This window comes from Saccharospirillum impatiens DSM 12546 (assembly GCF_000423605.1).
Lineage (GTDB): Bacteria > Pseudomonadota > Gammaproteobacteria > Pseudomonadales > Natronospirillaceae > Saccharospirillum > Saccharospirillum impatiens.
The window spans coordinates 120,365-140,088 of record NZ_AUIH01000003.1 but is presented as its reverse complement, the minus strand read 5'-3'; the positions used below and the strand labels follow the sequence as shown (position 1 = coordinate 140,088).

Annotated in this window: 22 protein-coding genes; 10 read left to right on the top strand and 12 right to left on the bottom strand. The window is 56.2% G+C overall.

The annotated features are described in order from the left end of the window. Positions 1–25 precede the first annotated feature (25 nt). The 5 genes from G565_RS0103170 (at position 26) to G565_RS0103150 (ending at position 3,026) form a co-directional block, all read left to right on the top strand. Complete coding sequence (locus G565_RS0103170) at positions 26–766, top strand: pyridoxine 5'-phosphate synthase (protein ID WP_028669672.1); 741 nt, start codon at positions 26–28, stop codon at positions 764–766. Between the two features lie 72 nt (positions 767–838). Further along, positions 839–1,444 (top strand): flavin reductase family protein, encoded by a 606-nt coding sequence (locus G565_RS0103165; RefSeq protein ID WP_028669671.1) that lies wholly within the window; start codon positions 839–841, stop codon positions 1,442–1,444. A gap of 5 nt (positions 1,445–1,449) precedes the next feature. After that, entirely contained in the window at positions 1,450–1,857 is a 408-nt protein-coding gene (locus G565_RS0103160; RefSeq protein WP_051207218.1) for a YqaA family protein, read from the top strand. 144 nt (positions 1,858–2,001) lie between these two features. Beyond that, the gene (gene can, locus G565_RS22720; protein WP_051207216.1) at positions 2,002–2,655 is read left to right on the top strand and encodes a carbonate dehydratase; all 654 of its coding nucleotides are present in this window, start codon (positions 2,002–2,004) and stop codon (positions 2,653–2,655) included. Then, positions 2,655–3,026: a hypothetical protein gene (locus G565_RS0103150; protein ID WP_028669669.1), complete on the top strand. Its 372-nt coding sequence runs from the start codon at positions 2,655–2,657 to the stop codon at positions 3,024–3,026. The genes can and G565_RS0103150 overlap by 1 nt, the downstream gene beginning before the upstream one ends. Positions 3,027–3,034: 8 nt before the next feature. On the opposite strand, the gene G565_RS0103145 is transcribed toward G565_RS0103150, so the two are convergent. The 5 genes from G565_RS0103145 to G565_RS0103125 all read right to left on the bottom strand — a co-directional run bounded on the left by G565_RS0103145 (position 3,035) and on the right by G565_RS0103125 (position 9,514). Then, the gene (locus G565_RS0103145) at positions 3,035–5,890 is read right to left on the bottom strand and encodes a valine--tRNA ligase (RefSeq protein WP_028669668.1); all 2,856 of its coding nucleotides are present in this window, start codon (positions 5,888–5,890) and stop codon (positions 3,035–3,037) included. A 107-nt stretch (positions 5,891–5,997) separates the two neighbouring features. Then, entirely contained in the window at positions 5,998–6,540 is a 543-nt protein-coding gene (locus G565_RS0103140; protein ID WP_028669667.1) for a hypothetical protein, read from the bottom strand. Beyond that, complete coding sequence (locus G565_RS0103135) at positions 6,541–6,969, bottom strand: DNA polymerase III subunit chi (RefSeq protein ID WP_028669666.1); 429 nt, start codon at positions 6,967–6,969, stop codon at positions 6,541–6,543. A gap of 461 nt (positions 6,970–7,430) precedes the next feature. After that, the gene (locus tag G565_RS0103130) at positions 7,431–8,909 is read right to left on the bottom strand and encodes a leucyl aminopeptidase (RefSeq protein ID WP_028669665.1); all 1,479 of its coding nucleotides are present in this window, start codon (positions 8,907–8,909) and stop codon (positions 7,431–7,433) included. A gap of 161 nt (positions 8,910–9,070) precedes the next feature. Then, positions 9,071–9,514 carry an RDD family protein gene (locus G565_RS0103125; RefSeq protein WP_028669664.1) on the bottom strand — a complete coding sequence of 148 codons (444 nt, stop codon included), beginning with the start codon at positions 9,512–9,514 and terminating at the stop codon, positions 9,071–9,073. 179 nt (positions 9,515–9,693) lie between these two features. Here G565_RS0103125 and G565_RS0103120 point away from each other — a divergent pair, with 179 nt between their 5' ends. Both G565_RS0103120 and G565_RS0103115 read left to right on the top strand, forming a co-directional pair. Continuing rightward, positions 9,694–10,005 (top strand): ArsR/SmtB family transcription factor, encoded by a 312-nt coding sequence (locus G565_RS0103120; RefSeq protein ID WP_028669663.1) that lies wholly within the window; start codon positions 9,694–9,696, stop codon positions 10,003–10,005. Between the two features lie 278 nt (positions 10,006–10,283). Beyond that, a complete protein-coding gene (locus G565_RS0103115) occupies positions 10,284–10,685 on the top strand; it encodes a hypothetical protein (protein WP_028669662.1) in 402 nt (133 codons plus the stop codon). A gap of 45 nt (positions 10,686–10,730) precedes the next feature. Here G565_RS0103115 and G565_RS0103110 read toward each other — a convergent pair whose 3' ends face one another. The 3 genes from G565_RS0103110 to G565_RS0103100 are packed head-to-tail and all read right to left on the bottom strand — an operon-like array spanning position 10,731 to position 13,921. Continuing rightward, positions 10,731–11,135 carry a diacylglycerol kinase gene (locus G565_RS0103110; RefSeq protein WP_051207215.1) on the bottom strand — a complete coding sequence of 135 codons (405 nt, stop codon included), beginning with the start codon at positions 11,133–11,135 and terminating at the stop codon, positions 10,731–10,733. An 18-nt stretch (positions 11,136–11,153) separates the two neighbouring features. Then, entirely contained in the window at positions 11,154–13,526 is a 2,373-nt protein-coding gene (locus G565_RS0103105) for an ATP-dependent helicase C-terminal domain-containing protein (protein ID WP_028669660.1), read from the bottom strand. After that, a complete protein-coding gene (locus G565_RS0103100) occupies positions 13,523–13,921 on the bottom strand; it encodes a hypothetical protein (protein WP_028669659.1) in 399 nt (132 codons plus the stop codon). Before G565_RS0103100 ends, G565_RS0103105 begins: the two co-directional genes overlap by 4 nt. Positions 13,922–14,090: 169 nt before the next feature. Between G565_RS0103100 and G565_RS22715 the strand changes: the two genes are divergently transcribed. Then, positions 14,091–14,501 (top strand): SEL1-like repeat protein, encoded by a 411-nt coding sequence (locus G565_RS22715; RefSeq protein WP_051207213.1) that lies wholly within the window; start codon positions 14,091–14,093, stop codon positions 14,499–14,501. On the opposite strand, the gene G565_RS0103090 is transcribed toward G565_RS22715, so the two are convergent. The 4 genes from G565_RS0103090 to bcp all read right to left on the bottom strand — a co-directional run bounded on the left by G565_RS0103090 (position 14,464) and on the right by bcp (position 17,026). Further along, positions 14,464–15,432, bottom strand: a complete 969-nt coding sequence (locus G565_RS0103090) for an asparaginase (RefSeq protein WP_028669658.1) — start codon at positions 15,430–15,432, stop codon at positions 14,464–14,466. The two genes, G565_RS22715 and G565_RS0103090, sit on opposite strands and share 38 nt — an antisense overlap. 104 nt (positions 15,433–15,536) lie before the next feature. Then, the gene (folX, locus tag G565_RS0103085; protein WP_037337419.1) at positions 15,537–15,914 is read right to left on the bottom strand and encodes a dihydroneopterin triphosphate 2'-epimerase; all 378 of its coding nucleotides are present in this window, start codon (positions 15,912–15,914) and stop codon (positions 15,537–15,539) included. Continuing rightward, complete coding sequence (gene folE, locus G565_RS0103080; RefSeq protein WP_028669656.1) at positions 15,914–16,471, bottom strand: GTP cyclohydrolase I FolE; 558 nt, start codon at positions 16,469–16,471, stop codon at positions 15,914–15,916. Before folE ends, folX begins: the two co-directional genes overlap by 1 nt. 78 nt (positions 16,472–16,549) lie before the next feature. Further along, positions 16,550–17,026, bottom strand: coding sequence for a thioredoxin-dependent thiol peroxidase (gene bcp, locus G565_RS0103075; RefSeq protein ID WP_037337415.1), 477 nt, complete (start codon positions 17,024–17,026; stop codon positions 16,550–16,552). A 466-nt stretch (positions 17,027–17,492) separates the two neighbouring features. On the opposite strand from bcp, the gene G565_RS0103070 reads away from it, so the two are divergent. Both G565_RS0103070 and G565_RS22710 read left to right on the top strand, forming a co-directional pair. Next, entirely contained in the window at positions 17,493–18,968 is a 1,476-nt protein-coding gene (locus tag G565_RS0103070; RefSeq protein ID WP_028669654.1) for a Wadjet anti-phage system protein JetA family protein, read from the top strand. Next, positions 18,961–19,719: a DUF4194 domain-containing protein gene (locus G565_RS22710; protein ID WP_051207211.1), complete on the top strand. Its 759-nt coding sequence runs from the start codon at positions 18,961–18,963 to the stop codon at positions 19,717–19,719. Before G565_RS0103070 ends, G565_RS22710 begins: the two co-directional genes overlap by 8 nt. Positions 19,720–19,724 lie beyond the last annotated feature (5 nt).

Below are 19,724 nucleotides of genomic sequence, written 5' to 3'. Positions count from 1 at the left end.
GTCGCCAGAGTATGCAGGAACCTCAATGACACAACTGAGTGTTAACCTTAATAAAATAGCCTTGCTGCGTAATTCCCGGGGTCGCGACTTTCCAAATGTCGTCGATTTCGCTGAAAAATTCATCGCGCTCGGTGTACAGGGTATTACCATTCACCCGCGCCCGGACGCTCGTCATGCGACGGCGCAGGATGCGTACGATTTGAAAGCAGCCTTGCGTTCACATCCGGGTGTCGAATTAAATATTGAAGGCTACCCGACCGAAGACTTTCTGGCATTGGTGGAAACCGTCAAACCCGATCAGTGTACGCTGGTGCCGGACGAGCCCGGTCAACTGACGTCAGATCACGGTTGGGACTTCAGCCAGCACGCGGCATTTCTCGACACCGTTCTGGCGCGCATACACGCGGCAGGCGTGCGCAGCTCGGTGTTTCTCGACCCGGACACAGATCAGGTGCAACGGGCAGCAAACTCCAGTGCACAGCGCATTGAACTCTATACCGAAGGCTATGCCAGTGCCTATGAAACAGCGTCAGCCAAGGCCGTGCTGGCCAATTATCGCGAAGCGGCGGACCTGGCGCGCAGTCTTGGCCTGGGCGTTAATGCCGGACATGACCTGGATCTGACCAATCTGCCGGATTTTTTGACCATTCCCGGCATTCTGGAAGTGTCGATAGGGCACGTTTTGACCGTGGAATGCATTGAGCGCGGCATGGACTCAGTGATTAAAGCCTACTTGTCCATCTGTTCGCAAAACCCGGCGATATGATCCGCGTGGTGTTTACTTCGATTGCCCGGCTGACAGCTCGGGCTGACGTTCTTTCATTGAAGGATTGACCCTATGGAACTGGCCATTGCCGATCTCGACGCAACCGCCATTTATAAGTTGATGGTTGGCTCAATACAGCCCAGACCAATCGCCTGGGTGTGCACTCGCAACCACCAGGGCGTGCTGAATCTTGCTCCCTTTTCTTTTTTTACGCTGGTCAGTGTTAATCCGCCCATTGTGGCGTTTGCACCGTTGCGCAAACCCGATGGCAGCGAGAAAGACACGGTGCTGAATCTCCAGGAATGCCCGGAGTTCACCTTGAATATTGTCAGTCATCGCGTTGTTGAAGCGATGAACAAAACCTCTGCGCCGCTGGCTCGTGGTGACAGCGAAGTCGGTTTTGCCGGGTTGTCGACCACGCCATCGCTTGCTGTACTGCCCCCCCGCATTGCCCAGGCACAGATTCATTTTGAATGCCGCCTGCGTGACCTTCAGCGTTTTGGTGACGAACCCATGGCCGGGCGTTTGGTTCTGGGCGATATTATCCAGGTTCACGTTGCGGACGAACTGTATGACCAGGGCCGAATTCGAACCGAGAAGCTTGATGCTGTTGGCCGAATGGCGGGTAACACTTATAGCACCACTCGCGATACCTTTGATATCGACCGGCCCGGCTGAATACGGTGTCTTTTTTAGTTCTGTTCGCGGTTGCTTTTGTCGCCGCAACCCTTTGGCCAATGGGTACTGAGCTGTTGTTCATCGGTCTGGTGCGCCAATCCGGTCATCTTTTTTTCGCTTATTGGTTAGTTGCTACTTTGGGTAATGTGCTGGGTGCCTGGTTGATGCTGATGCTCGCCCGCTGGGCGCGCCAGACAGGGGTGGTCGCTTCGAAGTGGCAACCCGCCCGGGCAACGGAGCGATACTTGCAACGCTGGGGTACGCCATTGCTGGGCATGGCCTGGTTGCCGGTTGTGGGTGATTTACTGCCGGTCGCGGCGGGGTGGTTGCGCATGCCGTTAGCCGCTTCGGCTTTCTGGTTGACGCTGGGAAAAGCGGCACGATTTTTTCTCATTGGGTACTGGCTGGTTTAATTCGGGCAACAGTGCTACGCAGCTGCGGCTAAAGCGACTATCCTCTCGTTACTTGTTTGGCTTGTGGTTTATTAATGTGAAGATAGCCAGCGTACACCAAGTGGGTTGCGCACTGACAACGTCTAAAAATGTGGGAGTGACGGTTTGAATTTGGATCATTTGCTGGAAAGTAACCGACAATGGGCAGAGCAAATAACCGCTGAACAGCCGGATTTTTTCAAGCAACTGGCGCGTCAGCAAAAGCCTGAACTGTTGTGGATCGGGTGTGCTGACAGCCGGGTGCCAGCCAATGAGATCATGGGGCTAATGCCCGGTGAAGTATTTGTGCACCGCAACGTGGCTAACCTGGTGGTTCATACTGACTTGAACTGCTTGTCGGTTATTCAGTTTGCTGTTGACGTACTGAAAGTAAAGCACATCATTGTGACAGGACACTACGGGTGCGGTGGCGTTGCCGCTGCATTGAGTAATCAGAGACTGGGATTGATCGACAACTGGCTGCGCCACATTCAGGACGTGCTTAAAATATACCGCCGTTATTTCGATGCGTTGCCTGATGAAACCACTAAGCTGAATCGGTTATGCGAAGTCAACGTGATGGCACAGGTGCTGAATCTGGCCGAAACCACCATCGTGCAAAACGCCTGGGAGCGTGGTCAGGAAGTGTCACTGCACGGCTGGATTTACGGCCTGGATAACGGCATTCTGAAAGACTTGGGTGTGACCCACAATGCCGATGCGGATCTGAGAGATACCATGCATCATCGAATTAAAACCCTGTTGAAACAGGCGAAATAATGATTGATTTCAACCCCGTAAAAACGGCTGCCGCACTGATGCTGGCAATGCCAGTCACCTTGCCAGTCTGGTCGAGTGGTGTTAACCAGGGTGATCGGGTGCAGGGCATGGCTTTGTTTATGAATGAATCGGCAGAAAACATTCAGTGGCTCTGGTTGGGAGGTATAGCGATCGGGGCCCTGGTTTTTCTGCTGTTTGTTCGCTGGATTCACTACGCCATGATTCGACGTCACAAACCCAAAACCAAGGTTCCGGTTAACAAAGACTACAGGGCAGATCCTTCCAGTAAAAAGAAATCAGCCCCCACACGGCCAGAAAAACCGGCACCGCAACGCCCCAAACAACCTGCCGGTCGCAAGCGGCGTTACTGAGCCAGGCGCTATTTCAGCGCCGCCAGTTGCTCCAGTTGCTCTTCCAGTTCCCTGGCGCTGTGAGCATAGCCCTGAGCTTTCTCACGCTCTTTGGCGATCACCTCATCGGGCGCTTTCGATACGAAGTTATCGTTGTTCAATTTGCCTTCGACCTTGGCCAGTTCCTTGCGGGTCTTATCCAGCGCTTTGGTCACTCGAGCTTGCTCGGCCGCGACATCAATCAGCCCGGCCATGGGCACCAGAACTTTTAAATGACCGACCAGTTGCGTGGCTGAGACTGGCGCTTCATCACCCTCTTGCAGCCAGGTAATCTGCTCCAGCTTTGCCAGGGTTTTCAGGAAATTCTCATTGTCGTTGAGGCGGCGCCGGTCTTCGGTACTGCCTTTCTGGAACAGCACTGGCAGTGCTTTGCCCGGTGCGATGTTCATTTCGCCGCGAATGTTGCGAACCCCGACAATGACGCCCTTGAGCCATTCGATATCCGCCTCGGCGGCCGGATCAATTTTGGTCGATTCGGCCTGCGGGAACGGTTGCAGCATCAAGGTGTCGCCTTCTCGCGCCGCCAGCTCCCGGATCGACAGCCAGATCTCCTCGGTTATGAACGGCATGATTGGGTGTGCCAGGCGCAGCAGGGCTTCCAGTACGCGAACCAGGGTGCGACGGGTGCCTCGCTGAATCTCGGCTGAGGCATTGTCATCCCACAGTACCGGCTTGGACAGTTCCAGATACCAGTCGCAGTATTCGTTCCAGATGAACTCGTAGAGCGCCTGGCTCATCAGGTCGAACCGGTAGTTGGCGTAGTGACGCTCGACATCCTGCTCAAGCCCTTGCAGGCGGGAGATGATCCAGCGGTCTGCCAGGGTCAGTTCGACCTCGCCACCGTTCTGACCGCAATCCTGGCCTTCGGTGTTCATCAGCACGTAGCGCGCAGCGTTCCAGATCTTGTTGCAAAAATTTCGATAGCCTTCGAGTCGTTTGACGTCAAAATTGATGTCCCGGCCCTGGCTGGCCAGCGACGCCAGAGTGAAACGAAGGGCGTCGGTACCGGATGAGGCCATGCCATCCGGGAAACTCTTGCGCGTCATCTTTTCGATTTTAGCAGCCAGCTTGGGTTGCATCAGACCGCTGGTGCGTTTGGCGACCAGATCGTCAACAGTAATGCCGTCAATCAGGTCGATGGGGTCAATGACGTTGCCTTTGGACTTGGACATCTTCTGCCCGTTTTCGTCCCGAATCAGCCCGGTGACATACACCTTTTTAAAGGGGACCTGAGGCGTACCATCGTCATTTTTAATAAAGTGCAGGGTCATCATCATCATGCGGGCGACCCAGAAAAAGATGATGTCGAAACCGGTGACCAGCACATCGGTCGGGTGAAAGGTTTTCACCAGGTCTTCGCGTTCCGGCCAGCCCAGCGTCGAAAATGTCCACAGAGCGGAGCTGAACCAGGTGTCCAGGACATCTTCGTCCTGAGTCAGCGCGAGGCTGTCGTCGAGGTTGTATTTGCTGCGCACCTCGGCCTCATCTCGACCCACATAGACCTCGCCGTTGCTATCGTACCAGGCCGGAATCTGGTGTCCCCACCAGAGCTGGCGCGAAATGCACCAGTCCTGAATGTCCCGCATCCAGGAAAAATAGGTGTTTTCCCATTGTTTGGGTACAAACTCGATGTCCCCGTTTTCCACGGCTTTTATGGCTGGCTCGGCCAGGGGTTTGGCACTGACGTACCATTGGTCGGTCAGCCAGGGTTCGATGACGGCATCAGAGCGATCTCCGCGAGGTACCATCAGGCTGTGATCCTTAATTGAATCGAGCAGACCAAGTGCCTCAAAGTCGGCGATGATTTTCTTGCGGGCGTCAAACCGGTCGAGTCCGCCATACCCCTGGGGCAGTGCGCCGTCGAACTCCTCGATGGGTTTGCCGTCGTAGGTGTAAGCCTCGGCCGCGTGCAGTATGCAGGCATCCTGGTCGAGGACATTGACCAGCGTTGCTCCGTGGCGTTTGCCGACTTCGTAGTCATTGAAATCATGCGCGGGTGTGATTTTAACGCAGCCACTGCCGAATTCGGAGTCGACATAATCGTCGGCAACAATCGGAATGCGCCGACCCAGCAGCGGCAAGTCGACTGTTTTGCCGATCAGCGAGTGGTAGCGTTCATCGTCCGGGTTAACCGCGACTGCGGTATCGCCGAGAATGGTCTCCGGGCGTGTGGTGGCGACGACAATGTAGGGCAGACCCTCGGCTGTGGTAGCCCCATCGGCCAGGGGATAGCGGAAGTGCCAGAGTGACCCCTGTTCTTCCTTGTTTTCAACTTCCAGATCGGAAATGGCGGTGTGAAATACCGGGTCCCAGTTGACCAGCCGTTTGCCACGGTAAATGAGTTTGTCGTCGTACAAGCGCACGAAAACTTCACGGACGGCGTTGGAGAGACCTTCGTCCATGGTGAACCGTTCACGCGTCCAGTCGACGGAGTCACCGAGGCGACGCATCTGCGAGCTGATGGTGCCGCCAGACTGTTCTTTCCACTGCCAGACCCGGTCGATAAAGGTTTCGCGGCCCAGGTCGTGGCGCGTTTTGCCTTCCCTCGCCAGTTCCCGTTCAACCACCATCTGGGTGGCAATGCCGGCATGGTCGCTGCCGGTTTGCCAGAGCGTATTGAAGCCTTTCATGCGATGGTAGCGGGTCAGCGCATCCATGATGGTTTGCTGAAAGGCGTGACCCATGTGCAGCGACCCGGTGACGTTAGGCGGCGGAATCATGATGCAGTAGGAATCGCCCTGACCCGAGGGTTTAAACCATTCGTTGGTTTCCCAACGCTGGTAATGCTTGCCTTCAATCGCTTGCGGCTGGTACGTCTTCTCCATGAGGGCTCTTAACTCGCTTGGCTGACAGTGAAATAAACGGGGCGTGCCATACTGGCTCCAGCCCCGAAGTTTGATAGTTGCCATTATACATGGACAGGGAGTCGAGACTAATCGTCTGGTGTGGACGGATCTGCCGGGTCTTCGCGTTTGAACGAGGTGGGCACGGGCAGGTCATTGTCTTCATACCATTGACTGACCAGTGTCCGGAAGTCCTGCTGCAAGCGGTTTCGCAAGTCGCGTTCAAATAACGTCAGATAGTTAGCCACGGTATCATCGATCCAGTGATCGAAGACGGTTTCCAATTGCGCCAATACTTGCTCCGGGTCTGGTGCCGGCGGCGGTTTGGGGGGCTCCACCACGGCTTGCCGTTGCTGTTCACTGTGAACAATCTCGGTGATTGGTCTGAGCGGCGCCAGGGATGCCAGTTCCTCTGCCGCACGGGCTTCAGCTTCATTGCGGATGCGGATCAGTTCCGACAGCGACTGGCTCGACAAAAAGGGGTTGTCCGGGTTGACGTGGGTCGGGCTGCGTTTGTCGACAATCTCGTCGAGCAGCGGAATCTGTGATTCCGGGCGCACAATCCGGTCAAGACTCTGGCGGATGTCTTCCAGGTCTTTCAGCAGACTCTGTTGGGGATCTTTCTGGTCCATCTATACCCGGTCCCTAAGATCATGCCGCTTCAGCGGATAACCCCGGTCCTGGTAAAATTTATAGTGCGTCCGGGTGGCATTCAATACAGCCGGGTCCTGGCTGACGACTTCAAAAACGCGTTCGAAGCGGGAGAAATATTCAGGTATCTCTGTCGCCAGGTTCACCAGGACATCATGATGCTGGCCGGGTTCCGCATGCCAGCCGATTTGTACGTCATCGTCATTACCTGCCAGCAGGCTATGAGCGAGAAAACTTTCCGGCGGGCTCGACCACAGCGCTTCGCTGACGACACGCGCCATGGCTTCATCGTCCACCGCCAACAATACCCGGTGATTGTGACTGCGTGCCTTGTTGACCAGGCGCACAGCGTAGGCGTAGCGGTCAGCAGCCTGCAATACCGGAACAATGTGGAAGTCTACCTGAGTCATGAGTCGGGTTCATTACGGCTAAAACGCCATGGTACCTAAAGCGGCGGGCAGCAGGAAGAGAGAGGCAGGCGTTGGTTTGCTTCGCGTCAATTCAAGTTTCGGGTTGGCTCAGTCACCTTGAGTCCGCGACCGGTGGCAGAGATGCTCCTGCGGGGGCGCCGTGAATACCCCGAGACGTCGGACCGCCACCTAGGCTTAACTTCGGCATCCATGACTCAGATACCCCCGCAGGAACATCTCTACCACCGGGCGCTGTATGTCTCGCGAACTCCGAACCTTGAGTTGGTGTCCAGAGTCTAGGCTTGTGCACAATCTGAGCGACGGGTGCCGGTGATGCCTCTGCGGGGAAGTCCGCAGCAGGGATGCTGCGGTCTAGACTCCATGGACGGATTCACGCCGACCCCGCAGAGGCATCACTGGTGACGACGCGGGCCAGGGCCACCTCTTGAGTAACCCTTAGGTCAATAATGGCTCAACTGGCTGAGCAAATAGTGGGTTAGCAGGCCTACAGGGCGGCCGGTGGCGCCTTCTTTAGCGGAGGTCCAGCCGGCGCCGGCAATGTCCAGGTGGGCCCACTTGTATTTTTCGGTGAACTGGGACAAAAAGACCGCCGCTGTAATAGAGCCGCCGGCGCGACCCTGGCCGATGTTGCGCAGGTCGGCGTAGGGGCTGTCGAGCTCGTCCCGATAGTCGTCCCACAGCGGCATCGGCCAGCCGCGATCCCAGGCTGCTGTGCCAGCGCTGACCAGGTCCTGTTGCAGGGTGTCATCATTGGCATAGACCGCCAGTGGGTGGTGACCCAGGCCGATAACGATCGCTCCGGTCAACGTCGCGATATCAACAACGCTGGCTGGATCGAACCGTTCGACATAGGTCAGGGCATCGCAGAGCACCAGGCGACCTTCGGCATCGGTATTGATGATTTCAATGGTTTTGCCCGACATGCTGCTGACGACATCGCCGGGGCGTGTTGCTGTGCCTGAGCACATGTTCTCAGCGGCAGCCACAACACCAATAACGTTCAGTTCGGGTTTGAGTTCGGCAATGGTGTTCATGGTGCCGAACACCGACGCCGCGCCAAGCATGTCGAACTTCATGTCTTCCATGCCCTGGGCGGGTTTGATCGAGATGCCACCGGTGTCGAAGGTGAGGCCTTTACCAACCAACACATGGGGTTTTTCGCTGGCACTGGCGCCCTGGTATTTCATCACCAGTACGTAGGGCGGGTTGGCGCTGCCCTGGGTCACGGCAAGAAACGATCCCATGCCGAGCGCTTCCATTTCTTTTTGACTGAGAATTTCGACACTGATTTCATCGTAAGCATCTGCCAAATTCTGGGCTTGTTCGGCCAGATACTGGGGGTTACAGATGTTTGCGGGTAAATTGCCCAGCTCGCGTGCGACATTGACGCCATGGGCGAGGGCCTTGCCGGTCCGAACCGGTGCATCGAGCGCGTCGTCTGCGCTGAGAAACGTCAGCGCGGTCAGACTGCTGGCATCGGCTTTTTTGGATTTGGTGGTGTCATACTGGTAAAGGCCGGTGAGAATGACTTCCGTCGCTTTCTGGGCTGTCCAGGGCAGGCTGCGGCCTGCGACCTGAATATCGTCCAGAGCAATGCTGGCCGTTTTTGCCTGAGTGCCTTTTAACGTGGTGATGGCTGCTTTTATAACTTTGATGAACTGATTTTCGCGGAATTCACCTTGTTTGCCGGCACCAATGACGAAAACCTGCCCGGCTGGCAGGTCATTGTGACCCAGCAGCGGTGTGACCTGACCGGTCTTGGCAGACAGAACCTTGCCGTCGCGCAGAGACTGAATCAACTTGGGATGTGTTTCGGTCAGTGCAGTCAGCGCAGTGCTGTCCGCATCTTCAAAATGGAAAATAACCAGGGCATCGGTGTTGGCAGCCCCGAGGGCGGCGGATGAAACGGTAAATTGCATGATGGCTCCAATCTAAGCGGTGAACAAACGAATTTGACCGGGATGTATATCCGGTTCGTGCTTCCATGATAGCCAAAGGCGCCGTGACTTGGCAGCGTATGGGCGATGTTAGGGTGTATTTCTTGTTGACCGGGGTGTCAGCGCAAACGAACGCTGATCGGTCATCGCTTGGGACGATAGTAAATCTGGGTCCAGCTTGCCTGGTCTTGCCACCCGAGGCGGTCGCGGTTCGTATAGCGCCAAAATACCCCCATACCAGCCAGCCCCCAGGCTGGTATGGCTGCGAGCATGCGCAAGGTGGCGTGCATCCAGCCCAGTGGGCGGTCGTTGGTCGATGCCACATAGATGCGCCAGGCGCGCATACCCACCGTTTGGGTCTTGGTGACCCAGAAGCCGGCAAAATAGAAGTAGATGATAACCAGATTCCAGAGTACAAAGAGCGGATTACCCGGCTCGATGGCATCGGCACCGGTCAGAAACTTATTGAACGCTACGGCGATAAAGCCGAGCAACATCAGTACCCCTAGCAGTACCAGCCAGTCGTAAACAAGACTGCCGATCAGGCGTGTCAGCCCTGCAGGTCGCGGTATTTGGGTGTCGGTCATGGGCTTGCCTGTCAATCGTAGTGGTCGGCAGAGTAATGCAATGGCAGATGCTTGCCAAGAATCAGGTGGCGGCAGACGCGTTTGACGCCGGCATCGTTTAAAAAAGAACAGTTACCGGTAGAGAAAGCAGTCGGTAGTCGTTTATCATTTGCGTTCACATAACTAAGGAGTGCAACTCAATGGCCACCGGGACGCAACGGGTTGTCGATGACATGGAGCGGAGTGTTCACGAAGCGTCACTGCTGCTGAAAGCGTTGAGTAACGAGTGCCGATTGCTGATCCTGTGCAACCTCCTCGACGGCGAAAAGTCCGTCTCTGAGCTGAATATGCGCATCGACCTTAGTCAGTCGGCCCTGTCGCAGCATCTGGCGCGCTTGCGCCGCGATCATCTCGTTAAGGTGCGTAAACAGGCGCAGACGGTGTATTACCGAATCGCCAGTGATGAGGCGGAACAGGTTATCGGTCTGATGCATCAGCTTTATTGCGAATAATGTTATTGGCATGAAAGGTGACGATATTTTGACGACCACCGGCAGAACCCGCGTTTTAACTGCGTTGTGAAGCACAGTTTGGGTGCAGGGGAATTGACTTTGCTGTGAAAGTGTATAGGTTACTTTTTAGTCAGGGAGAAGACGACCGGTAAGATCACTGCATTCAGCGTTGCAAGTCACGGAAAGACGAGGTGTACCAGGCAGGCCAGTTGCTCTCATCGGATAAAGAGGCAGCCGGTCGCTTTACAGTACCATTCGACTGACCAGACAGGGCGAACATGACCGAAGCAAAATCCAGAATTGATGCCAATGTCAGCAGACTGCACGCACCCCGGTACAGCTCGACCGAGCTGCCACCATTGCCACCGAGAATTCGACTCGCCGCCCGCTGTTGGGAGCGTGTCTGGAACCTGACCCTCAATCAGGCACCTGATGCCCAGTGCGAACCGATCAAGAGTTTTGTTCAGCGTTTCAACACCGAATCGATTACGGTAAGAGGTTTTATGCGCTCCAACCGAAAACTGTGTTTCGCGATTACCGGCGAAGACATCGGAGAGCAAGCTGAATTTGAACTGGCCATGACCATAATGGCCCGTATTGAAGGCGACTACGGATTGATTGAGCGTGTGGAGGATCGGCCGGCTCAAATATGGCCATACCAGGCATTTAGCGATTTTTGAAAATCCTGGCCCTGGTGCCCCTGACAAGAGTAGGGGTCGGTTGACTTAGCCAGCCAGCCATTTCTGCCAGATAGCAGCCCCCCACACAGTGACGGCAATGCCTATCGTCAGTAATACCGCAGCGGAGCCCATATCCTTGGTGCGCCCGGATAATTCGTGAAAATCCGTACTGACCCGGTCAACCAGGGCCTCCAGCGCACTGTTGATCATCTCAACCACCATGATCAGTAGCAGTGCCGCGACCAGCATGGCCGCCTGCCAAACGGTAGATCCAATCCACAGAGCGGCGGGTAGGCCGATCACCAGGGCGATGGTTTCCTGGCGGAAGGCTTCCTCGTGTCTAACCGCACTGCGCAACCCCTGCCAACTGTAGCGGGTGGCATTGATCCAGCGTTGCAGGCCTCTGGCGGGCAGGTTACGAAGTTCCCTGATGCGCGAATATGAATCCATAGAGTGGTTGGAACCTCGTTATTGTGAGCGTTGTTTGGCCAGTTGGCGGTTGGTGGCCTGTGTTGCCGGCGCGTCCATCGGGTCGGTTGGCCAGGGGTGTTTGTTGTAACGGCCGCGCATTTCCTTGCGGATCTCAGGGTAAACGCTAGACCAGAAGTGTGGCAAATCGATGACACTGGCCAGGGTACGTCCATTGGGCGCCTGCAGATTGAGGGTCAGGGTCAGTTTGCCGTTAATCAGCGAGGGTGATTCAGTCAGCCCAAACGCTTCCTGCAGTTTCAGGTCAGCACTAGCCCGGTTAGCTCCAGCCGTGTAAGTCAGTGGAATGTTTCGACCGGAGGGGGCTGTCCAATGAGACGGGCACAGGTGCCTTAACTGTTGAACCCGGTCGTAGCCGAGCCAGGCGTTGAGGACCTCGCGTGTGTCCAGGCCCGATAACTTCGTCAATGCCGCCAGATAGGGTTCGGCCCATGACACCAGCGCTTCAGGAGTCGGTAGGTCTGGCCAGTCATCGGACAGGTGCTGACGCACCAGCAGGTAGCGATCCAGCCAGGGTTTGAGCGATGCCTTGTCAGGCCAGTGCTCGACCGGTGTCCGGGCCAGGCTATTTTGCCAGGCGGTCAAGCGCTGACTGACGTTCGGCCGGGTTGGCCGGGTGGACAGCACGAAGGCACCAAGACGGCGCTCTGCTTCGAAACGATCGAGTTCCGGGCGGTAGCGAACGGATTCCGTTTCCGGCAACGCCGACCGTACGGCCGCCTCATCCAGTGGCCACAGTGCATGCGCTAACACGCTATCACCCTGGTCTTGTCCGTGCAGTAACAGATACCAGCCGGGCTTTGGTGACTCGTTGCTGCAACGCACTTGCCGACCCGACGCCAACCGGGCGTAGGCATCCGGGTCTACTCGAACCAGACGTTGCGGTATTGCCCTGATCAGTAATTCATCGGGCAAAGGCTCTGCCTGTTTGGCGAGGTTCATTCCAAGAGACCGGGCCAGACGCCGTGCCTCCTGTTTCAGGCGCGCATCCCCTTGGGCAACCCGTGCTAAAAAGGTCTCGCGCACAGGCTCTGGCAGCGGTTGTTCCAGGCTCATCAGGGCGGCAAACCAGAGTGCGTCGCTGATAATGGCCGGATTTTTTGCCAGGCTGACCAGGTGCGCCAGCGCCGGGGTGAGGCCAATACTCATCAGTATGCGACCGTGATCGGTCAATTGCGTGCCGCTGGCATCGACAGCCTGCCAGGCTTGAAGTTGATCCAGTGCGACGCGCCAGCGACCAGGGTTGGGCGGTGTTAGCCAAAAGGCCTCTCCCGGGTCCAATCCCCAGTCGGCAAGGTTCAACACCAGAGGTTTTAGATCGGCCTGGGTGATTTCAGCGGGTTGATCAGGCGCCAGAGCATTGTGCTCGGTCTCGGACCAGAGCCGGAAGCACAGGCCGGGGCCTTCACGGGCGGCGCGTCCGGCTCGCTGATCAGCACTGGATTTGCTGATACGGCGGGTAACCAGTTCGGTCAGGTCTGTGTGTGGGTCGACCCGGGCATAGCGCTCTCGGCCCAGATCAACCACACAACGGACGCGGGGCAACGTAACACTGCTTTCGGCCAGATTTGTGCTGAGTATCACGCCAGCAGGGCTGGTGCGTAACTGGTCGAGCAGGTCATCATTGTTGACCTGGCTGTGGACAATGAAGGTGACTGTTCCTGTCGGTAAGCGTTGATTGATCGTCTCGATGTCGCGCAGGCCGGGAAGGAAGACGAGAACATGGTCATCGCACTGGTAGCGGGCTTCTTCGACAACGCCGAGCAGCGCCGTTTGCCAGTCGCTGTGGCGCATTGGTCGGTAGTGTGTTGTTAACGGGTGCAGTTGCCCGTCTGATTCAACTTTGGGTAGACCAAGCCGCTGGTGCAGCGTATCCATGGCCAGAGTGGCAGACATGATCAGCAGTTTCAGGTCGGGCCGGAACACGGACTTGCAGCTGTGCAGCAGGGTCAGGCAGGTGTCCTGGTCGAGCTGGCGTTCATGAAATTCATCCAGAATAACGGTGCAGACACCGGTCAGCTCAGGATCCCGGGTCAGCCGACGCAAAAAGGCGCCGTAGGTTGTCACCGTCAGTCGTGTATTGGCGCTGCGTTGGGTGTTATCTCGCAGGCTGATACCGACTGTCTGGCCGACCGCTTCGCCCAGTTGGCGTGCCAGCTGTTGCGCCGCCAGCTTGACGGGCAAACGCCTGGGCAGCAGTAACAGTATTTCCTGATGGGTTTCTTCCAGTAACCAGAGAGGTAATCGGGTTGTTTTGCCCGAGCCGGGTGGCGACTGCACCAGACAGCCACCCGCCTGCCAATGCGACACTGCCGCGTCGCGAATGGCGTCAACGGGCAATGCCGGTCTCATGCCAGCGGGTTACCGTAAGGCAGGAAGCGGTTGTCGGTGTGAGCCTTGACCCAGCGGGTAAGCTCGGCATCGGGAAAAGCACCTCTGGGTTTGAGTGTTTTGCAGATCCAGATGGCCGGGTTTTTGTCGCCACTGTCCCAGCCCGCCCAGTGTTGCTCAGCCAGTGTAAAAAAACGGACGAGAGCGGTCAGGGTTTCGGTTTCCAGGGGGACCAGAATCGATTCCCAGTGTGATCGAGGTTGCTTCATCCAGCTTTGCAACTCACCGAGGGTGTCCGGAGGTTGTGTTGGGAACAGCTCAGCTTCGGCTTGTCCAAGCGATGCGGCTTGAATCAGGGTGTCGCGCGCCGGTGGCTGTGGTGCAGAATCGGCAGGTGTCCAGGTGCCAAGAGACATAGAAGCTCCGCAGAAAAATGAGGGCACGCAGTATATCGCAGCCGTCGGTCAATTGAACCCGCTGCGCACGACCCCATTCAGTAGGTATCATCATTGCCATTACTGCTGGACCCTGACAACGGTATTATTCAACGGCCTCAGGTAGACAAACAGGATAGAGACAAAAAAGATGAGCAAACGACGTGATCACATTGGTTTCTGGTGCCTGAAACGGATTTTTCATCAGGGCTGGTTGACCCGGCATCGGTGGGTTCACGGCCGGCTGATGCGCGGCTTCCGATATTATGCGGACCAGGGGCTGACCGATGCGCAGGAGCTCTATGGCTTTCTCTTGCTGCACCGTGGTTCGGATATCGGCCATCGGGCCGACGGAGCGCGCTATCTGAGTCGTATCGCCAGTGCCCGGCGACCCAAAGCGGCCTGGCAAATGCACCAGTGCTACCGCGAGGGTACTTTACCCGGTTTTGCAGCCGACCCGGACCGTGCCGATCACTATTTACAACTCGCCGCCGAGGGCGGACACCCGCTGGCTCTCGATCAGGTTACAGCGACTGCCATTCCCGAGCCCAGGGTTGGGTAAAGCCGTCGACCACATCGCTGGCGACGTTGTACTGTGAGCAAAGGATCTGCAATTTTGCCAACACGGCTTCAAGCGGCATGCTGCCGCAGGCGACAGCGCCGACCTTACTGAGCAGGCCACTGGCTGCATACTGGCCCAGATGCACCTCTCCGAACAGGCACTGACTGCGCACGAACACGGGTATGGACTGGTCGCTGGCTTTTTCCAGAATGCGCTCCAGTGCTGAATCGGTCATTACGTTGCCACTGCCATAGGTGTTCAGCACCAGCGCGCGGTAATTCCTGTCGACCATGCTCATCAGGCCATCCATCGGCATACCCGGAAACAGTGTTTGAACACCCAGGGCTGATGGCCGCCAGGGACGATTGATAACCGTCTTGCTGGTGCCGGGTGATTGTGACCACAGACTGTCGGACCAGTTGGGCGTCATAAAGGCGCTGTCGGCCGCGGTGTCGACTTTACTGACCCGGCTGGCGGGCAGGCAGCGTCCGTTGAAGGCTACAAAAACCTCGGGTTGTTGACGGTTCAGGATGTCAAGTGCCAGCGTCAGGTTGGCAAAACCGTCGCTGTTGCTCTGAATCAAAGGGCGCATGGCACCGGTAATAACCACGGTTTTACCGGTGCCGGCAAGCAGGAAGCTCAGCGCCGCTGCGCTGTAGGCGAGGGTGTCGGTGCCGTGAATGATCAGCACACCATCGCACTGTGTTTCAAGTATCTGATCGCGCAACTCATACCAGTGGCCGGGGCGAATATCCGAAGAATCAATCAGCGGTTGCCATTCCTGCCAGCTCAGGGTGTGCTCTTGCCAGGTTGCCAGGCGAGCATCACTGCTCAGGGTGGCGTTAAGCAAACCCGCCTTGGGCGCCAGGCCCGAGGGGGTTTCCGCCATCCCGATGGTGCCACCGGTATTGATGATAAGGTAATGCGCCATGCCTGTCGGGCCTCTGATCAATGGGAGTCCGGAGGTGGATACCCCCAAAAAACGCGCTATCAAACCATTGATCACAGGGTCTTGCAAATCGAATGCAAATCGATCTATTGCGCCTGTCGGGTAGCGGAAAGGGAAATTGAAACCGATTCTGCAAAACGCAATGCGTGCGGCTTGTCGATTTCAACTTCGGCAAAACGGACTTCCCTGTGTTCCATAATCAGCGCCAGCACTTCGTGGGTCATGCGTTCAAGTAGCAGGAACTGGTTGTCTTCTACAAAGGCAATGATCTGTTTGGTGATCACCCGGTAATTAAGGGTGTCTTCGATCTCTGTGGAATGAATGGCATCGCTGGCATCGAACCGAATGGTTATGTTCAGCAAGATGTCCTGTTTGTTTTTGATTTCTTCTTCTTTAATGCCGACATAGGTACGCAGTCGAAGATCTTTGATGCGAATACAGGCTTCGGTGTTTTCGTGAATCATTATCGACGTCCCAGTAAGGTGAGGAATTCATTGCGTGTGTTTTGTGACGTGCGAAAGCTGCCCAACATAACCGACGTCGTGGTTTTAGATTGCTGCTTTTCAACGCCCCGCATCATCATGCACAGGTGTTGCGCCTCCAGAACGACGCCAACTCCGGCCGCACCGGTGACGTCCAGCACGGCGTTGGCGATCTGCTTGGTCAGTTGCTCCTGAATTTGCAGGCGCCGGGCAAACATGTCAGTAATGCGTGCAAATTTGCTCAGCCCCAACACTTTGCCCTGAGGTATGTAGGCAATATGCGCTTTGCCAAAAAAAGGCAGCATATGGTGTTCGCACAATGAATAGAATTCTATGTCCTGCACCAATACCATTTCATCCGTGTCTGCGCTGAATACGGCGCCATTGGTCACGGTTTCGAGATCCAGAGTGTAGCCTCCGGTCAGAAACCGGACGGCCTTGGCCGCCCGTTCTGGCGTGTCGAGCAAACCGTCGCGGGATGCATCTTCGCCAAGGTCATTGATCAGTGTTTGGTACAGTTGGGGCAGGGTGTCAGTCATGGTTTAGCTCTTTCAAGGGCAGACCGTCAGTATACGACAGTCTGCCGGCCTTGGATGATCGCAGGGGCTGGTCGGTTCTTACAGGCTATCGAGTACAGCCAATACGTCATCGTGATGGCTTTTGGTTTTCACTTTCTCCATCACATGGGCCATTTTGCCCTCTTCATCGATGATAAAAGTGATTCTGTGAATGCCATCGAACTCCCGGCCCATGAACTTTTTCAGACCCCAGACGCCGTATTTGTCGGCAATGCTGTGGTCTTCGTCGCTGAGCAGATCGAAGTTCAGGGATTCCTTTTCGATGAACTTTACCAGGCGCTTCGGCGCATCCGGGCTGATGCCCAGGGCGACCGCGTTGCGTTTTTCCAGCTCTGCCTTGCTGTCGCGCAGACCGCAGGCCTGGGTAGTACAGCCGGGCGTCATCGCCTTGGGGTAAAAATACAAAACCACCTTTTTGCCGCGGTAATCACTGAGCGCTACCGGCTCGTCGTTCTGGTTAACAGTGTTGAACTCCGGGGCCGGGTTTCCGGTCGTGGGTAGATTCAGGGTGCTCATGTTCGGTTGTCCTTTAGTTTGTTTCCGGGTGGTAGCTTAATCGGTCGCGATAAATACGCCACTGATATGAATACTGGATTCTTTGGCTTCCGTGATAATAAGAAGCAACCTGGTGTCGAGTGCTGGCAGCGGGGTATGGGGATCCGACCTAGACTGCAGCATGGACTAAAACGCCGGGAGCGCTTTAGCATGAGCGAAGCGAGCCCAAAAGGGTGAATCCCATGGAGGAGACGCCTAGGCCCCATGGAAGGGTTGAGTGGGCGGCACTCCGCCCGACCCCGCCGCTGGCACGAACTCGAGGCTGTATCTCATTCGAAACCGCAGGATAATAATAGTGCCACAGAACGGGGGTTCAACCGGTGGCCGACATTGCCTGTGTCCGGGTGGGTTTGTGACTGTCGAAACCGGATGATTTAAGGTATCCTCACTGCCCCGGTGAGGCCACCTTCAACGCATTGATTTCCTTATGTTTTTCGAGAATGAGCGCAACCAGTTTTTCCGACCGATGACCGGTAAATACCGGGCTCAGCTGGTTGAATGTCTGACTGAGCTATACCGGCGGCTCTACAGCAGCTCAAGCGCCGATTATGGCCATGCCTTGTCTCGGGACGACGTTGTCGACACCTTTCAAGGCGCTTTGGTACGGGCACCTGAGATGGCGACGGAAGACAGCGACCGGGAAGGGCGGTTTCGAACCAGCCGGGATCAGGCTGTCTGGTCACTGAATACACTGGTTGAGCATGGCTGGCTGGAAAAGCAAGTAGATGAAGCCACCTTGCAAAGCACCTTTAACTTTAGCCGCAGGGGTCGCCAGTTTACCGAACCCTTCGTAGCCGGTGACCTGGATCAAATTCGAACCCGACACCGCAATACGCGCAATGTGCGCAATGCCCTTCAAGCCTTTCTTGAACGCGGCGAAGTCTATGACGTGCTTGATGCCTGGGAGTACTCAGAGCGAATCATTAGCGATTTCACCGATATTATCGCCGAACTAGATGAGCGAAAGCGGGCTTTGGTGCGGGAGATGGAAAGTCAGGTCATGGTGCAGCGGGTCAGCCAGGATTTCTTCGATTTCATGGAAAAACGCTTTCAACCCGACCTGTCCATACGTCTCAGTGCCGATAACGTCGAGAAATACCGTGACGACATCGCCAACTGCATTCGCCAGATTCGCGCCCGGGATCGCACGTTCAAAGCCCGCGCTGAGCGCCGCTTGCGTGAATTACTGCCTGATCAGATTCAGGAAGGGCAGAGCTTGCTGTGGTCGGTACTCGACAATATTGAAAGTCGGCTCAAGGCGGCCAGCGATATTATGGTTCCGGCGCTGCGACGTGCCTTACAGGGCTTCACCAAGCGAGCCGACATCATCATTCGCCAAATCAGCTACCTGGCCAGCCAGCAGCACAATGATGTCGTCAAGGTGTGTCAGCGTCTGAGTCAACTGGACGCTACCGATCAGGATGCCGGTTTGGCGCGAGCCGGAGCTGCCATGTCGGTGACCCGGGTTGGTTTCATTGATCCGGTGAGTGTGCGCATGCACGCCGCCCGAACCCGGCGCCATTTCGCCATGGACGTAACAGAGGACAACCAGGACGACTTCGACACTGAAGCGCGCAAAGAGCTCTATGTGCAACAGGTTCTGGACCAGGCCTTTCTGATCAATGATAACCGGGTACGCCAATACCTGATCAACCAGCTAAGCCGGGGCGAGACGGTAAGCACGGCTGATCTTCCGGTCGAAACCGCCGATGACTTGCTGGCTCTGGCGCATGCCATTGAGGTCGGTGCGGCCAGTTCGCTGTCTTCCGACTACCGGTTTATCGTTGAGTGGGCTGGTGACTCGGTAGCGTCAGAGTACTTTGAATCTCAGGATAATTTCAGCATCCGGCTCGAACCCCAGCGTTCGGCTGATGTCCCCGACCAGGAGTCAGACCATGTTTGATGATCTCGATCATCGGTTAGAAACCGTCGGTTTCAGCCGTCAGGAATACAGTGAACTGCTGATTCGCCTGCTCGATTACGGTGTGATTTGCCGCGATGAAAGCCAGATAGAACAGCAGTTGTACGATCGCTACTTAAGACTGGAAGCACAGGTTCAGGATTATCTGGAGCTGATCGGAATTCAGATTCAGCACGACCGCCGCTTTAACTTTGTCCGGCTGTTTCCGCCGGGTGCTGAAGTGCCCGGGCTGGACGACAGCGGTGAAGGGCCCTTTAACCAGGGGTTTCGCGTGCGTCTTAACCAGCAGGAAGTCGCCCTGGTGTTGGTGTTGCGCAGCCTCTACGACCGGGCATTGCGTGAAGGGCAGGTGGATGACAATGGTTGTGTGCTCGCTTCATTGGAGAACATCACCATTTCACTGCGCAATCTGCTGAAACGCTCTTTGCCCGACAACGTGACTGAACGAAAGCACCTGTTCAAACGCCTGCGTCAGTTGCGGCTGATTCAGCTCAGCCAGGACGATGCCCTCGACAGTGGTGATTTCTGGGTGCGCATTCGACCGATGATCATGAGTTATGTCTCTGATGATGTCCTCAGCGCTTTGCTGGAAGGGACTGAGCTGCCCGGTAACGAAGCTGCTGTTGGCGCCCAGTCCGACACCCCGGAAACAACGGGCTCCGACGCCGATGAGCAACACACCGATCACATTACCGTCACTGACCCCACGGCCTCTGTGTTTGCACAGGACTGACTCTG

Coding starts and splice junctions, on each gene's coding strand:
- G565_RS22710 (WP_051207211.1), top strand. CDS start 18,961: ATGTTTGATGATCTCGATCATCGGTTAGAAACCGTCGGTTTCAGCCGT.
- G565_RS22715 (WP_051207213.1), top strand. CDS start 14,091: ATGAGCAAACGACGTGATCACATTGGTTTCTGGTGCCTGAAACGGATT.
- bcp (WP_037337415.1), bottom strand. CDS start 17,026: ATGAGCACCCTGAATCTACCCACGACCGGAAACCCGGCCCCGGAGTTC.
- G565_RS0103090 (WP_028669658.1), bottom strand. CDS start 15,432: ATGGCGCATTACCTTATCATCAATACCGGTGGCACCATCGGGATGGCG.
- G565_RS0103115 (WP_028669662.1), top strand. CDS start 10,284: ATGACCGAAGCAAAATCCAGAATTGATGCCAATGTCAGCAGACTGCAC.
- G565_RS0103135 (WP_028669666.1), bottom strand. CDS start 6,969: ATGACTCAGGTAGACTTCCACATTGTTCCGGTATTGCAGGCTGCTGAC.
- G565_RS0103100 (WP_028669659.1), bottom strand. CDS start 13,921: ATGTCTCTTGGCACCTGGACACCTGCCGATTCTGCACCACAGCCACCG.
- G565_RS0103165 (WP_028669671.1), top strand. CDS start 839: ATGGAACTGGCCATTGCCGATCTCGACGCAACCGCCATTTATAAGTTG.
- G565_RS0103145 (WP_028669668.1), bottom strand. CDS start 5,890: ATGGAGAAGACGTACCAGCCGCAAGCGATTGAAGGCAAGCATTACCAG.
- G565_RS0103110 (WP_051207215.1), bottom strand. CDS start 11,135: ATGGATTCATATTCGCGCATCAGGGAACTTCGTAACCTGCCCGCCAGA.
- G565_RS0103120 (WP_028669663.1), top strand. CDS start 9,694: ATGGCCACCGGGACGCAACGGGTTGTCGATGACATGGAGCGGAGTGTT.
- G565_RS0103150 (WP_028669669.1), top strand. CDS start 2,655: ATGATTGATTTCAACCCCGTAAAAACGGCTGCCGCACTGATGCTGGCA.
- folX (WP_037337419.1), bottom strand. CDS start 15,914: ATGATTCACGAAAACACCGAAGCCTGTATTCGCATCAAAGATCTTCGA.
- G565_RS0103105 (WP_028669660.1), bottom strand. CDS start 13,526: ATGAGACCGGCATTGCCCGTTGACGCCATTCGCGACGCGGCAGTGTCG.
- G565_RS0103170 (WP_028669672.1), top strand. CDS start 26: ATGACACAACTGAGTGTTAACCTTAATAAAATAGCCTTGCTGCGTAAT.
- folE (WP_028669656.1), bottom strand. CDS start 16,471: ATGACTGACACCCTGCCCCAACTGTACCAAACACTGATCAATGACCTT.
- G565_RS0103125 (WP_028669664.1), bottom strand. CDS start 9,514: ATGACCGACACCCAAATACCGCGACCTGCAGGGCTGACACGCCTGATC.
- G565_RS0103140 (WP_028669667.1), bottom strand. CDS start 6,540: ATGGACCAGAAAGATCCCCAACAGAGTCTGCTGAAAGACCTGGAAGAC.
- G565_RS0103070 (WP_028669654.1), top strand. CDS start 17,493: ATGTTTTTCGAGAATGAGCGCAACCAGTTTTTCCGACCGATGACCGGT.
- G565_RS0103130 (WP_028669665.1), bottom strand. CDS start 8,909: ATGCAATTTACCGTTTCATCCGCCGCCCTCGGGGCTGCCAACACCGAT.